This is a genomic window from Clostridium mucosae (assembly GCF_024622765.1).
GTDB lineage: Bacteria > Bacillota > Clostridia > Clostridiales > Clostridiaceae > Clostridium.
Window position 1 is genome coordinate 1 of sequence record NZ_JANKAF010000032.1, and the last position, 12,272, is coordinate 12,272.

Here is a 12,272-nt window from a genome sequence, read left to right on the forward strand (position 1 = left end):
GTAAATAGAGTTGCCTTTGGGAAAAGGACAAGTTCTAAGGAATATATGAGAATTTTCAAAAGGAGCTTTAAGATATGGCAAAGGGAATTGAAATTTTCATAATAATTCAGGATGAAATTAAAGAATTTCAATATAAGGGTTTATCTTATAATGCGGCTAGAAGGTTGGTATATGAAAAATATACAAAGGAATTGGGGGAAATTAAAAATGCCAAGAAAAATTGATAATAGCAAATTATCATTTGGTAAATTCAAAAGAGTATTTACAGAAAAATACTTTCGAAATCAAGAGAAGAAACTTCAAAAAACATTAATTAGAAATAGCAATGCTATAGATTGGAGCAGTAGATGAATGAAGTAAAGTTATTACCACATCAAGAAAAATCTATAGCTGCCACTAAAGATTTTAATAGATGTGCTTACTATCTAGATATGGGATTAGGAAAAACATTTGTAGGGTCAGAAAAATTAAAAGAGCTCGATGCCAATGTAAATTTGATAATCTGCCAAAAATCAAAATTACAAGATTGGTATGAGCACTTCAAAACTTATTATTCAGATTATAACATAATAATTTATAACAAGAAAGTAGCAATTAAAGATAAATCAATAATTATTATAAATTATGATTTGGTATGGAGAAGGTCGGAATTATTAGAACTAGAAGATTTTACTTTAATGTTAGATGAGTCTAGCTGTATTAAAAATGAGAAATCTAATAGAACTAAATTCATACTTAAGATGAAACCAAGTAATGTAATTTTATTATCAGGAACACCTACTGGTGGAAAGTATGAAGAATTATACAGTCAATGTAAATTGTTAGGCTGGAAGATTAGTAAAAAAGCTTTTTGGGACACATACATTGTTACTAAGAAGATGGATATTAACGGATTCAGTATTCCAATAGTAATTGGATATAAGAATATTGATAGACTCAAAGAAAAGCTAAGAGAACATGGAGCTATTTTTATGAAAACTGAAGAAGTATTGGATCTCCCTGAGCAAATAGATAACGTAATAAAAGTTGAGTCAACTAAGGAGTATAAAAAGTTTGTTAAGAATAGGCTCATTGAAATTGATGATAAAGAGCTTGTTGGAGATACAAGTTTAACTAAATTATTATATCAGAGACAATTAGCTAGTCAGTATAACAGTAATAAAACTAGTAAATTAAGAGATTTATTGGAGTCAACAAATGATAGGGTAATTATTTTCTACAACTTCAATGAAGAGCTTAAGGAAATAGAAGATATGTGTATCAGAATGGAAAGGCCAGTATCGGTTGTTAATGGTCAACGTAAAGACTTAATTTGCTATGAGAAGGACCAGGAATCAGTGACATTAATTCAATATCAAGCAGGAGCTATGGGACTTAATTTACAGCTAAGTAATAAGATTATATATTTTAGTTTACCGCTAAGTTCAGAGTTGTTTGAGCAAAGCAAAAAGAGAACTCATAGAATTGGTCAGAAAAATACTTGTTTCTATTATTACTTAATAACAGATAGAACAATTGAAGAAAAGATATATGAAGTATTAGGACAGAGAAGAGATTTTACAAATAAATTATTCGAAGAACTGGAGGTTTAAATTATGCCAAAAGTTATAACTTATAAAAAGCTAAAAAATGTAACAGAAACCATAATGAGTTATGGTGATGTGTTAAATATTATTGAAGAAAATCTTGGCTCAGAAGTAGTAATAGCTTTATTAGATTTTAAAGAAGATGAATTAGAATCTCCTGATGATAAAATGATAAGTTATATTGAAGATGGAACTTTCACAGAACAAATTAGAGAATCAGGATTAATCAATAAAATAGTAGAAAATATACTAATTGATTTAGAGGAACATGGATATTTAAAGAAAAGCAAAAATATTCATAAATTTATCCCTAATGAAGATGAGTTGATCGAACTTATAGATGAAAAATTATCACCAGGAATAATGAACTATTTTGAAAATAACTAAGGAGGAATAACAAATGTTAAAAACAGTAGAAGAGTACAGTAGAGAAATGACTAGAGAAGAATTTGACAAATTTACAGAAGTAGAGGAATTGTGTCCACATAATTTTGGACTACTTGATCATGAAGGTTGTAACGGAATAATTTGTAAAGAATGTTATAACAAAGCTTTAGTAGGGATTGAATTTAAAGTAGCAGTTCCAGGATTACCAATAGAAGTTATGCCAGCATTACAAAAGCTTCAGGATTTAGAGATACAAGCTAAATCAATTAAGGAGCAGCAAGAGGAGTTAAAAGAAGATCTATTAAAAGCCATGGAAACTCATGGAGTAAAGAAGTGGGATAACGAGGTTATGACAGTAACTTATACAGCTCCAACGACTCGTACAAATATTGATAGTACAAAGCTTAAGAAAGAGCTTCCAGATGTATTTCGTAAGTATAGTAAGATTTCAAATGTTAAAAGTTCTATAAGAATTAAGTTGAAAGGAGAAAAATAAATGAATACAGGATACAAATTCGATGTTAATGAAGACAATGAAGTAATTTATACAAGTCTGTTAGAAGATGGATATATGCCAGTTGAGGATGAAGAATAATGGCTGCTGAAAAGACCTTTGAAAATGAAATAAAGAAGTTTTTAAATAAGTTGCCTAATACTTGGTACTTTAAAGTATGGAGTGGTCCATATAGTAAATCAGGTATTCCAGATATTATAGCTTGCATAAATGGTCACTTCGTAGCATTAGAAGTTAAAGCAGAAAACGGACATGCTAGTGAACTCCAAAAGCGTAATATAAGGCTCATAAATGAATCTAACGGAATAGCTTATATAGTTTATCCAAAGGACTTTGAAAACTTAAAAGAAAGGCTTATAGAGTTATGCAGAAGTTAAACAAGAGTGAATTTATGAGCAAAGTAATAAATGATTTATACAACAAGCAACGTAAGGAAAAAGAAAAACAAAATAGTGCTAGAGTTCATTCAATACAGAATGTAAATAGAATAAAAGAATATGGGAGGAAACACAAATGATTAAAGAAAAATGGCAAGAAGAGGCTGAAGATTTAATTGATACAATACTTGAGCTAAAAGAGAATGGAAAAAGAAATAAAGAGGATTTGGATTCAGCAAAAATGGAATTAGTAGAGTTATTAGGAAAAAATAATGCTACTGAGTATGTAGGCAAAAATGGTAAAGCTAATTTTGTTGATTTTGAGAGAGAAGGCCTTGTTAAAGATAATGTAGTTGAAACTGTAGATGGAGTTAATAAAGGTAAGATAAAACAAATAAATATGAGGGATCTTACCAAGGAGATTAAAGTACACTTTATAAATGTAAGGGGGTATATGGGTGATTAAGGTTATTAAAATCAATGACACCTTAAATGTTAGTTTTGATTATGATGCTGATACAGTATCAAAAATTAAGACAGTAACAGGAAGAAAATATAATCCAAGTAATAAATCATGGGATATGCCTTTACAAGCTATTCACAAGTTAAAAGAACTATTTATTAACTTAGATATAGCTGAAGATATAGACCAAGACTACAGAGCCCCTAAGTATGATTTTAAGAGGGAACTAGATTTTATAGAGTATAAACCTTTGAAGATATTTGCTGAATGGTCCTTAAAACAATTACCTGATTATTTCTTTGAAGTAGCGGCAAGTTCTACAGGAAAATATCATCCAAACTATTCACAAGGAGAAGGTGGACTAGTTAGACATACAATAGCAGCAGTAAGAGTAGCAGAAGAGCTTTTTAGAAATGATACTGTTCAAAATTTCACTAATACTGAGAAGGACATCATAAGAGTTAGCTTATTACTACATGATGGAGTAAAGCATGGGCCTAATGGAAGTGGTTATACAACTTCTACACATCCTTTAGAAGTTATTAAGTATATAGAAGATAAATACTGGGAAGTCGAAGAAGATGAGCTTCCAGATGAAGTTTTAGAGATTATGGAAGATGATTGCTGGTACCAAATAGCTGAATGTATTAAATCACACATGGGGCAATGGAATACAGATTATAAAACTGGTGAAGAAGTACTACCAAAGCCTGAAACTATAATGCAAAGTTTTGTACATTTATGTGACTACTTAGCAAGTAGAAAATGCATTGAATTTAACTTTGATGTGGAGGGGTAAGAGGTGACATTCAGAATTTATTATAAAGTTAATGATGTTCTAGATTCAATAACTATTGAGGGTGATTCAATAGATGAAATCAGAGCACAAGTGAATATTGAGATAGTAGACAAAAGAAGGGGTAAACCTTTGTGGAGTGAGAGAGTAGGTGATTAGATGCAATACTCACATTCAAAAGTAGAAACTCATATGAGTTGTCCCTACAAATATAAATTACGCTATGTAGATAAACTTAAAACTATTCAAGCACCTGAAGCTGATAATGCTCTAATATGTGGTAACACAATGCACCAGGGAGCTGAAACAAATTTAGAAGACGCTCTTAAATTTTACTACAGTAACTATCCAATAATTACTGATAGACATATAGAAGAAGTTATGAAGTTTGAATATTTAATACCTAAAATACATGAACTATTAGCTGGAATCAATGTGTATAAAAAAGAATTTAGAATAAATACTTCAAGATTTGTAGGAATAGTTGATCTTATAACTAAAAATGAAGATGGATCAGTTGATGTATTTGATTATAAATATAGTAATAACTATGAAAAATATTCAGAGTCACCACAACTCCATTTGTATAAATACTTTTTGGAGCAGATAGGATTTAAGGTTAGAAGATTAGGATTTATCTTTATTCCTAAAATATCTATCAAGCAAAAGAAGGAAGAGTCACCATATCAATTTAGAAAAAGACTCAAAGAAGAACTTACTAATTCAAAAATTAAAATTATGGAAGTTAAATATGATCCATCTAAAGTTATTGAATTTATGGATAACATAATTAAAATTACTGAAGATGTTGAATATAAAAAGAATCCAACAGGATTTTGTTCCTGGTGTGAATATGAAAATTATTGTATTCGAAATGTTGATTACGAAATATTAAATTTGAAAGGAATTGATGATATGAAATTACCAAGTACTGAAAGAAGAGATATTACAAAAACAAAAAAGAGAAAGCTATGGATTTATGGACCAGCATTTAGTGGAAAAACTACTATGTTAGACGATGCTCCTAGTCCACTAAATTTAAATACTGATGGAAATATTGAGTTCGTGACTATGCCATATATAGCTATAAAAGATGAAGTTACAGTAAATGGTAGGATAACAAACCGTAAATTTGCCTGGGAAGTATTTAAAGAAACTATAACTGAGTTAGAAAAAAAGCAAAATGATTTCAAAACAATAATAGTAGACCTTTTAGAAGATACGAGAGAAATGTGCAGACTTTATAAGTATGATGAAATGGGAATAACTCATGAATCTGACGGAGGCTTTGGTAAGGGCTGGGACATTATAAAAACAGAATATCTATCAACAATTAGAAGATTATTCAATTTGGACTATGAAAACATTGTTGTACTATCACATGAGGATGTATCTAAAGATATTACAAAAAAGAATGGTCAAAACATTACAAGAATTGCACCTAATATACAAGATGCTATAGCAAATAAGGTTGCTGGTATGGTTGATATTGTAGCAAGAGTTGTTGTTGAAGATGATGATAGTAGAACTCTTAACTTTAAGACTTCTGAAGTTATATTTGGAGGTGGAAGATTAAAAGGTATATCACAAACAAGTATTCCACTATCTTGGGAAGAGTTAATGAATGTGTACGATGAAGCTAATAAGGGAAAGAAAGAAGCTGTAAAGGAAGATGGTCCAAAAGAAGAAAAACCTTCAAGAAGATCTAAAAAAGAAGAAGTGAAAGAAGATGAAAAAGCTCCAAATAAAGAAGTTAAAGATGAAGTAGTAGACCATAGTAAGGAAGAAATGATAGTTAATGAAGAAGCTGCTAGTGAGGACAAACCTTCTGAGGAAGATAAACCTCGCAGAAGAAGAACAAGAAAAACTGAGTAATTTTTAACACATTTTAATTATAAATAAGGTTCGAGGGAGCCATAATTCTCTCAAATATTTAACAAACAAAGGAGAAATTAAAAATGGCAAAAGAATTATGGGATGAGTTTGATGAAAAAATTGACGTAGAAGGTTTAGCTGCAGATGCTAAGGAAGCAGCAGAAAATGGTGGGGGAAATTTTAAAGAAGTACCACTTGGAAATTATGAAGTTGAGATTAATAAGTTAGAATTAACTAAATCTAAAAAAGGTGATCCAATGTTAAGTATTTGGTTCAAAATAGTCGCTGGAGAATACAAAGGAAGTTTAATTTTCTATAATCAAGTAATGAGCCAAGGATTTGGTATTCATAATGCAAATGAAATGTTAAGGAGTTTAGATTCAGGTGTGGAAGTAGAGTTTGTTAGCTTTAAGAAATACCATAAGATGTTATTAGATATTGTTGAAGCTATAGATGGAAATTTAGAGTATGAGCTAAAATATGATAAAAATTCTAAAGGATACAATACTTATGAAATAAAAGACGTATTTGAAAAATAACAACAGGGGGAGTTAAAGTCTCCCCTTTTAAATATAGAAATATGAGGTGAAGGGTGTATGGTTACGAAAAATTCAATAGTATTAATAGAAAATTGGTATGCTTTATGTTTAGCAATACTTTCCCCAAATATAATAAGTTCAGAGGAAGCATTAAAATATTTTGAAGTTGAAGTGAAGCGTGAACTATCACCCATAAAAACCAAAAGAGTCATATGCTCAGATGATGAGCTGAAAGAAATGTATGAGTTATACAACAGAGGTATAAGTTATAAAGAAATAGGGGGAATCTTCAATTTAGGTTCAGAGGCAATTAGAGCTAAGATCTATAGATATAAGAAAAAGTATGAGGTGATATAAAAATGGGCCGAGCTGAAATTAGAAAAAAGAGAAAATATATGTCTAAAAAATTAACAAGTGAACAATATAACAATCTATTAAATGATGTAAATAAAGAATATATAGAAAGTGAAGTTCAAGATCGAGTGATATGGTTTAAGAATTTATTTTCAGATTGTTTAGTTGAGGCATTTGAAAAAAATAATATTAGTAAAACTAAAGCTATTATTATATTGGAAGATGTTAGTAAAATAATGCAAAGAAGAGAGAGTGAAAAGAAAAATGAGAAATCTTAAGAGGGAATATTTAAATGCAGAAGAAAAGAACTTTTACATGATTTCAAAAGCTTTTATCCAAACTATTGATGGCCAACGTAATTTGAATGGAAGAATTACAGAAGAAATTTGGAGTGAGTTGGAAAAAAGAGGTATGATAACTCCAAATATGAAGAAAAACTTAAAACTAGTTAGAACTTATTTAAAAAAATTTTGTTATGAAATAGAGGAAAACTTGAATGAAGTTGAGCTTAAGAAGCTAAATAAGCAGATTATGAAATTCGACTATAAATTAATAGATGATTATACAGTAAGAAAACTCATGAGAGATATAAATGACAATATGAGATATATAGTTATTGAAAGAGATAAATTTTTAGATGTATTAGAAGATGTTGCAGCAGTAAGGTGTGTTGGCTGCAATGATGATTATAAAACTTGATCAATATATAAAGCTTTAGATGATATTAGTACACCATATTTAGGTGAAAAGGTTAATTGTCCATATGCGGCAGATCTAAGTGATTGTAATGATGATAAAAAAACTTATATATCGAATCTCAAATTAGATATGAAGAAGAAAAATAAGTTTTATAAGGGGTAAGGTCAATGAATAAAAGGAAATGGACTAACGAAGAAATTATATATTTAGAGGATAGCTGGGGAACCGTTTCAATTAAAACTATGGCTAAAAAGTTAAATAGAACTGAGTTAGGAATAATAAACAAGGCTAGAAAATTAAAGCTAGGAAGTTTTGTAAGTGCTGGTGATTTAATTAGCATAAATCAATTACTAATAGCTATAGGACAAGGTAATAGTTATTCATGGGTTAAGGAAAAATATATTGATAATGGGTTACCAGTAATAAGTAAAACGATATCTAGTAAAAAAGTTTTAAAAGTTAAATTGGATGACTTTTGGAAGTGGGCGGAACAAAATAAAAATGTAGTAAATTTTGCTAGATTTGAAAAAGGCGCTTTAGGAGTTGAACCTGAGTGGGTGGATGAAAAAAGAAGAGCGGATTCAATTAACCCATCAAAACATAATTCAAATAGAGCCTGGAGCAATTCAGATGATATATTACTAATTTCAAAAGTAAAGTCTTATAGATATAGCTATAAAGATTTAGCAGTTGAATTTAATAGAACTGAAGCAGCGATTAAGAGAAGATTGTATGATTTAAATGTACCATATAGACCAATACCATTAGACAAACAGATTAAGTGGACTAATGAAGAAAATGAAAAGATGATTAATCTTCATAAAAGGGGATATGACAATTATTCAATAGCCAAAGAGTTAAATAAAACACATTTAAGTATATGTGACAGACTGAGAGCTAGGGGGTATTAATAATGCTTTTTTACGATTTTGAAGTTTTTTCGCATGATTGGTTGGTAGTAATAAAAGATACAAATACTAGGACAACTCATGAGATCTTAAATGATGAAGAAGAATTAAGAAAAATATATGAAGCGAATAAGGATAATATTTGGATTGGATATAATAGTAGATCATATGACCAGTATATTTTAAAAGGAATACTTCTAGGTATGGATCCTAAGGAAATTAATGATCACATAATAGTAAAAAATTTGGGTGGATGGCAGTATAGTAGATTATTTAATCAGATACAACTTTACAATTTTGATATTATGACAGATAAATTTAAAGGATTAAAGCAACTAGAGGGATTTATGGGAAATGATATTAGAGAAACTACAGTAAATTTTAATATTAATCGTAAATTAAATTCTAAAGAGATAGAAGAAGTATTCTTCTACTGTAATCATGATGTTGAGCAAACTATGCAAGTTTTTATTAATAGGAAAGAGGAATTTGAAAGTCAGATGAATTTAATAAAAACCTTTAAATTACCACTTAAATACATTAATAAAACTAAAGCTCAGCTAAGCGCTATTATTTTAGAAGCTGATAAGAGAGAACATGATGATGAGTTTGAAATAACAATAGTAGATAATCTTAAACTTAATAGATACAAGAATATTAAGCAATGGTATGAAAATAAAGAAAATAATGATTATAAAAAATCACTTGAAATTGATGTTGAAGGAGTACCTCATGTATTTGGATGGGGTGGCCTACATGGAGCTAAAGATAAATATCAAGGTGAAGGGATATTTATAAATTCAGATGTAGAATCTTATTATCCAAGCTTAATGATTGTGTATAATTTTTTATCTAGAAATGTAAGATATCCTGAAAAGTTTAAAGAGATATATGATGTTAGAGTTGGTTTAAAAAGAGCTGGAAAGAAAGCAGAGCAAGCTCCTTATAAGATAGTTCTAAATGGTACTTATGGAGCTTCAAAAGATAAGTATAATAATTTATTCGATCCACTTCAAGCTAATAATGTATGTATTAACGGGCAACTTTTATTATTAGATCTAATAGAGCATGTAACAGATGCTATACCAGGAGCTATATTAATTCAATCTAATACTGATGGTGTAATGTTTAAATTACCATCCGAAGAATTAATAGAAATTTATAAAGATGTATGTAAAGAATGGTCAAAGAGAACAAATATGAATTTAGAGCATGACTTAATTAAAAAGGTAATTCAAAAAGATGTTAATAACTACATTATAGTTATGGAGAATGGAAAGATAAAGTCAAAAGGAGCTTATGTAAAATCACTTAATAAACTGGACAATGATTTACCAATAGTAAATAAGGCTTTAATGGATTATTTTATTAATGGAATAAGTGTAGAAGATACAATTAATAATTGTGATGATTTAATAGAGTTTCAAAAAGTAGTTAAAGTGTCTGGAAAATATAATTATGCATTACATGGACCTAAAATTATTAGTGAGAAGGTATTAAGAGTATTTGCTTCAAAATCTAGAAGAGATCCTGGAGTATTTAAACTCCATAGGAATAAAGAAAATCCAGATAAAATTGGTGGTACTCCTGAAAGATGTTTTATAGAAAATGGAGATATAAATGGAGTTAAGGTTCCAAGGAAACTAGACAAGAAATGGTATATAGATACTGCTAACAAAAGAATTAAGGATTTTATAGGAGAGGTGTAGCAAATGAGAGTTAATGAAAAATACAAAATGGAGTCAACTGACTTATTAAATGTAACTATATTTGAAACATATGTAGGTAAGGAAGGTAAGAATAAAGGAGAAAAACTTTGGAAACCAATAAGTTATCATCCTAATTTAGAAAGTGCATTTAAGTACTTAGTTGATAGAGAAATATTAAGTACAGGATTAAAGAACTTTGAAGATATAGAAAAGAAAATTCTAGAACTTAAACCGTTTAAAAAGGAAGTGTTTAATCTATGATTCTAATTGGTATAGGGGTATGGATTATAGCAGTTATGTTGATAATTTTCTTCTTTAGAGGGGCAAGTGAGAAGGAAGTTACATTAAGACCTTTAGACATGGAAAAGTCAAAGTTAGATACAAACTTACTCGATGAAATGAGAAAGTGCTACGAGGAAGATGAAGAGTTTCTTGAAGCGATAATGAAGTATGACATAGATAATGCTATTGAGGAATTTTGGGATAGTGTACAAACTAAGCTTAACGTTATGTCTATGATAAATATACCAGTAGATATGGTATATAGAGGTTTGGACAAGCATATTAAGAAGATGTATGAGAGAGGATATGTATTTAAGGAGTAATTTGATTATATTACGCACTAAAAATAAAAATGAAAGCGAGGATTTATTATGTGGGAGAGAATTGAAGAAACAGTAGATAGAGCAGTTAGTGGTATAGTTTATGGAATATGGGGTAGTGTTGGATTTGGAACTGATTATAATAAAAATACTAAGGAAGTATCTTTAGTAGTTTAGGATAAATCATATAGATGTAGTGATAAAAAAGTAGTAGTTGACATGAAATTTAAATTTGACTTAGAGAGTATGATTGAAGTAAAAGCGAAGCATGATGTAATAGAAAGTATTGAAAAATACTTATTAGAAAACTATTCATAGTTCGTAATTCATAATAATTAGTGATTTTTATGAAATTATTGCGAAGAAAATGGAGGTAACTATGGATTTAAAAATAAAAGATAAAGTTATATTCACTAATATGCAAAATGGAAATGAAGAAGTTGGAGAAATACAACTAATTGCACAAGTTACAGATTGTGATACTACTGGAATAGTCGGTAAAAATGTTTATTATGTTAGAACTATAACGGGAGGACAACTATTTTTTAGGCAAAACTTAGAAAAATATACAGAAGGAGTTAAGGATCAATGTCCTTGTATGAAAGAGCCAAGCTATAATTGTGGCATGAAATGTTCAAGATGTGGAAGAGAATTGTAATTCGCAATTCAGAAAAAGGAAAGAGGGTATAAGTAATGTTAAATAAAGAAGAATTAAATTATTTAGCTATGTTGGTAACAATAGACCAAAGAACAACAGTTAAAAAGTATATAGAAAATAATCAAGTTAATGAAGCTAATAAACAAAAAGACGTTAGAGAAGAAATAATAAAAAAACTAAATACTATGTATGATGATTTAGATAAATAATGCGTAATTACAGAAATATTACGAGTGGATCTTATATGGTCCACTCTATAGGAGGGATAGAATGTTTGAAAATTTGAGAGAAGATGAAGAGTTAAATTGTGAGTCGTGCACTTTAAATAAAGAAAATGCTTGTGCTGATTGTTGTAAGGATTGGGATTTGGAGGAATTGGAATGTTAAATAAATCAAATTTAGATAAAAGAATATGCGATTGTGAAGATTGTAAAAATACCCAAACATACAGAGAATTTATAAGAGAAAGCGAAAAAGCTTTTATAATGGGAAATGCTAATATAGATGGAATGAGCGACAAAGAGTTAAATGGGTATATTGAATTCTTAGATTCTCTTTGGGATAAATAGGAGGTATAGAATGGAATTTATAACAGTAGAACAATTTAAAGAGCAACCTAAGGAAGTACAGAAAGTGTTTTTAGATTGGTGGGAAGCAAATTTAAGTGATTTTGACTTAATTGGATATATGGGCAACTCTACAGCCTACAAGGAGTGTTTCCCTAGTTTAGTTAGAAATGTTGCCACCATTTGTTTTGAAATGGGAATTGAAATAGCTCCACTATTTACAGAAGGACAACTAAGAA

Annotated in this window: 23 protein-coding genes and 1 pseudogene; all 24 read left to right on the forward strand. The window is 29.3% G+C overall.

Annotated elements, in window-relative coordinates; genetic code table 11:
- The first annotated feature begins 74 nt into the window (after nt 1-74).
- Entirely contained in the window at nt 75-224 is a 150-nt protein-coding gene (locus NSA50_RS18730) for a hypothetical protein (RefSeq protein WP_257447786.1), read from the forward strand.
- A complete protein-coding gene (locus NSA50_RS18735; protein WP_257447788.1) occupies nt 208-351 on the forward strand; it encodes a hypothetical protein in 144 nt (47 codons plus the stop codon). Before NSA50_RS18730 ends, NSA50_RS18735 begins: the two co-directional genes overlap by 17 nt.
- Nucleotides 348-1,592 (forward strand): DEAD/DEAH box helicase, encoded by a 1,245-nt coding sequence (locus tag NSA50_RS18740; RefSeq protein ID WP_257447790.1) that lies wholly within the window; start codon nt 348-350, stop codon nt 1,590-1,592. Before NSA50_RS18735 ends, NSA50_RS18740 begins: the two co-directional genes overlap by 4 nt.
- A 3-nt stretch (nt 1,593-1,595) precedes the next feature.
- Nucleotides 1,596-1,973, forward strand: coding sequence for a hypothetical protein (locus tag NSA50_RS18745; protein ID WP_257447792.1), 378 nt, complete (start codon nt 1,596-1,598; stop codon nt 1,971-1,973).
- 13 nt (nt 1,974-1,986) lie between these two features.
- Entirely contained in the window at nt 1,987-2,469 is a 483-nt protein-coding gene (locus NSA50_RS18750; protein WP_257447795.1) for a hypothetical protein, read from the forward strand.
- A 98-nt stretch (nt 2,470-2,567) separates the two neighbouring features.
- The gene (locus tag NSA50_RS18755; protein ID WP_257447798.1) at nt 2,568-2,864 is read left to right on the forward strand and encodes a VRR-NUC domain-containing protein; all 297 of its coding nucleotides are present in this window, start codon (nt 2,568-2,570) and stop codon (nt 2,862-2,864) included.
- A 14-nt stretch (nt 2,865-2,878) separates the two neighbouring features.
- Nucleotides 2,879-3,004 (forward strand): hypothetical protein, encoded by a 126-nt coding sequence (locus tag NSA50_RS18760; RefSeq protein WP_257447839.1) that lies wholly within the window; start codon nt 2,879-2,881, stop codon nt 3,002-3,004.
- Nucleotides 3,001-3,330: a hypothetical protein gene (locus tag NSA50_RS18765; protein ID WP_257447842.1), complete on the forward strand. Its 330-nt coding sequence runs from the start codon at nt 3,001-3,003 to the stop codon at nt 3,328-3,330. Before NSA50_RS18760 ends, NSA50_RS18765 begins: the two co-directional genes overlap by 4 nt.
- Nucleotides 3,323-4,126 (forward strand): hypothetical protein, encoded by an 804-nt coding sequence (locus NSA50_RS18770; RefSeq protein WP_257447844.1) that lies wholly within the window; start codon nt 3,323-3,325, stop codon nt 4,124-4,126. The genes NSA50_RS18765 and NSA50_RS18770 overlap by 8 nt, the downstream gene beginning before the upstream one ends.
- A 3-nt stretch (nt 4,127-4,129) precedes the next feature.
- Nucleotides 4,130-4,282 (forward strand): hypothetical protein, encoded by a 153-nt coding sequence (locus NSA50_RS18775; protein ID WP_257447855.1) that lies wholly within the window; start codon nt 4,130-4,132, stop codon nt 4,280-4,282.
- A complete protein-coding gene (locus NSA50_RS18780; protein WP_257447858.1) occupies nt 4,283-5,998 on the forward strand; it encodes an AAA family ATPase in 1,716 nt (571 codons plus the stop codon).
- Between the two features lie 83 nt (nt 5,999-6,081).
- Nucleotides 6,082-6,537 (forward strand): DUF669 domain-containing protein, encoded by a 456-nt coding sequence (locus tag NSA50_RS18785; protein WP_257447862.1) that lies wholly within the window; start codon nt 6,082-6,084, stop codon nt 6,535-6,537.
- A gap of 57 nt (nt 6,538-6,594) precedes the next feature.
- The gene (locus tag NSA50_RS18790) at nt 6,595-6,894 is read left to right on the forward strand and encodes a hypothetical protein (RefSeq protein WP_257447865.1); all 300 of its coding nucleotides are present in this window, start codon (nt 6,595-6,597) and stop codon (nt 6,892-6,894) included.
- 2 nt (nt 6,895-6,896) lie between these two features.
- Entirely contained in the window at nt 6,897-7,169 is a 273-nt protein-coding gene (locus tag NSA50_RS18795; protein ID WP_257447868.1) for a hypothetical protein, read from the forward strand.
- Nucleotides 7,144-7,590 carry a hypothetical protein gene (locus NSA50_RS18800; protein WP_257447870.1) on the forward strand — a complete coding sequence of 149 codons (447 nt, stop codon included), beginning with the start codon at nt 7,144-7,146 and terminating at the stop codon, nt 7,588-7,590. Before NSA50_RS18795 ends, NSA50_RS18800 begins: the two co-directional genes overlap by 26 nt.
- A 167-nt stretch (nt 7,591-7,757) precedes the next feature.
- The gene (locus tag NSA50_RS18805; protein ID WP_257447874.1) at nt 7,758-8,501 is read left to right on the forward strand and encodes a hypothetical protein; all 744 of its coding nucleotides are present in this window, start codon (nt 7,758-7,760) and stop codon (nt 8,499-8,501) included.
- A gap of 2 nt (nt 8,502-8,503) precedes the next feature.
- The gene (locus NSA50_RS18810) at nt 8,504-10,207 is read left to right on the forward strand and encodes a hypothetical protein (protein WP_257447876.1); all 1,704 of its coding nucleotides are present in this window, start codon (nt 8,504-8,506) and stop codon (nt 10,205-10,207) included.
- 3 nt (nt 10,208-10,210) lie between these two features.
- The gene (locus NSA50_RS18815) at nt 10,211-10,468 is read left to right on the forward strand and encodes a hypothetical protein (protein ID WP_257447878.1); all 258 of its coding nucleotides are present in this window, start codon (nt 10,211-10,213) and stop codon (nt 10,466-10,468) included.
- The gene (locus tag NSA50_RS18820; protein ID WP_257447880.1) at nt 10,465-10,812 is read left to right on the forward strand and encodes a hypothetical protein; all 348 of its coding nucleotides are present in this window, start codon (nt 10,465-10,467) and stop codon (nt 10,810-10,812) included. The genes NSA50_RS18815 and NSA50_RS18820 overlap by 4 nt, the downstream gene beginning before the upstream one ends.
- 48 nt (nt 10,813-10,860) lie before the next feature.
- On the forward strand, nt 10,861-10,986 hold the full coding sequence (locus NSA50_RS18825; RefSeq protein WP_257447882.1) for a hypothetical protein: 126 nt from the start codon (nt 10,861-10,863) through the stop codon (nt 10,984-10,986).
- Between the two features lie 202 nt (nt 10,987-11,188).
- A complete protein-coding gene (locus NSA50_RS18830; protein WP_250455975.1) occupies nt 11,189-11,467 on the forward strand; it encodes a hypothetical protein in 279 nt (92 codons plus the stop codon).
- A gap of 35 nt (nt 11,468-11,502) precedes the next feature.
- On the forward strand, nt 11,503-11,676 hold the full coding sequence (locus NSA50_RS18835) for a hypothetical protein (RefSeq protein ID WP_257447886.1): 174 nt from the start codon (nt 11,503-11,505) through the stop codon (nt 11,674-11,676).
- Between the two features lie 171 nt (nt 11,677-11,847).
- The gene (locus tag NSA50_RS18840) at nt 11,848-12,036 is read left to right on the forward strand and encodes a hypothetical protein (RefSeq protein ID WP_257447888.1); all 189 of its coding nucleotides are present in this window, start codon (nt 11,848-11,850) and stop codon (nt 12,034-12,036) included.
- 10 nt (nt 12,037-12,046) lie between these two features.
- Nucleotides 12,047-12,272: pseudogene (locus NSA50_RS18845) on the forward strand (hypothetical protein); the annotation flags it as partial.

Bases quoted from the DNA above. Each gene is read 5' to 3' on its own strand.
- NSA50_RS18730 (WP_257447786.1), top strand. From the start codon at position 75: ATGGCAAAGGGAATTGAAATTTTCATAATAATTCAGGATGAAATTAAA.
- NSA50_RS18735 (WP_257447788.1), top strand. From the start codon at position 208: ATGCCAAGAAAAATTGATAATAGCAAATTATCATTTGGTAAATTCAAA.
- NSA50_RS18740 (WP_257447790.1), top strand. From the start codon at position 348: ATGAATGAAGTAAAGTTATTACCACATCAAGAAAAATCTATAGCTGCC.
- NSA50_RS18745 (WP_257447792.1), top strand. From the start codon at position 1,596: ATGCCAAAAGTTATAACTTATAAAAAGCTAAAAAATGTAACAGAAACC.
- NSA50_RS18750 (WP_257447795.1), top strand. From the start codon at position 1,987: ATGTTAAAAACAGTAGAAGAGTACAGTAGAGAAATGACTAGAGAAGAA.
- NSA50_RS18755 (WP_257447798.1), top strand. From the start codon at position 2,568: ATGGCTGCTGAAAAGACCTTTGAAAATGAAATAAAGAAGTTTTTAAAT.
- NSA50_RS18760 (WP_257447839.1), top strand. From the start codon at position 2,879: ATGAGCAAAGTAATAAATGATTTATACAACAAGCAACGTAAGGAAAAA.
- NSA50_RS18765 (WP_257447842.1), top strand. From the start codon at position 3,001: ATGATTAAAGAAAAATGGCAAGAAGAGGCTGAAGATTTAATTGATACA.
- NSA50_RS18780 (WP_257447858.1), top strand. From the start codon at position 4,283: ATGCAATACTCACATTCAAAAGTAGAAACTCATATGAGTTGTCCCTAC.
- NSA50_RS18785 (WP_257447862.1), top strand. From the start codon at position 6,082: ATGGCAAAAGAATTATGGGATGAGTTTGATGAAAAAATTGACGTAGAA.
- NSA50_RS18790 (WP_257447865.1), top strand. From the start codon at position 6,595: ATGGTTACGAAAAATTCAATAGTATTAATAGAAAATTGGTATGCTTTA.
- NSA50_RS18795 (WP_257447868.1), top strand. From the start codon at position 6,897: ATGGGCCGAGCTGAAATTAGAAAAAAGAGAAAATATATGTCTAAAAAA.
- NSA50_RS18805 (WP_257447874.1), top strand. From the start codon at position 7,758: ATGAATAAAAGGAAATGGACTAACGAAGAAATTATATATTTAGAGGAT.
- NSA50_RS18810 (WP_257447876.1), top strand. From the start codon at position 8,504: ATGCTTTTTTACGATTTTGAAGTTTTTTCGCATGATTGGTTGGTAGTA.
- NSA50_RS18815 (WP_257447878.1), top strand. From the start codon at position 10,211: ATGAGAGTTAATGAAAAATACAAAATGGAGTCAACTGACTTATTAAAT.
- NSA50_RS18820 (WP_257447880.1), top strand. From the start codon at position 10,465: ATGATTCTAATTGGTATAGGGGTATGGATTATAGCAGTTATGTTGATA.
- NSA50_RS18825 (WP_257447882.1), top strand. From the start codon at position 10,861: ATGTGGGAGAGAATTGAAGAAACAGTAGATAGAGCAGTTAGTGGTATA.
- NSA50_RS18830 (WP_250455975.1), top strand. From the start codon at position 11,189: ATGGATTTAAAAATAAAAGATAAAGTTATATTCACTAATATGCAAAAT.
- NSA50_RS18835 (WP_257447886.1), top strand. From the start codon at position 11,503: ATGTTAAATAAAGAAGAATTAAATTATTTAGCTATGTTGGTAACAATA.
- NSA50_RS18840 (WP_257447888.1), top strand. From the start codon at position 11,848: ATGTTAAATAAATCAAATTTAGATAAAAGAATATGCGATTGTGAAGAT.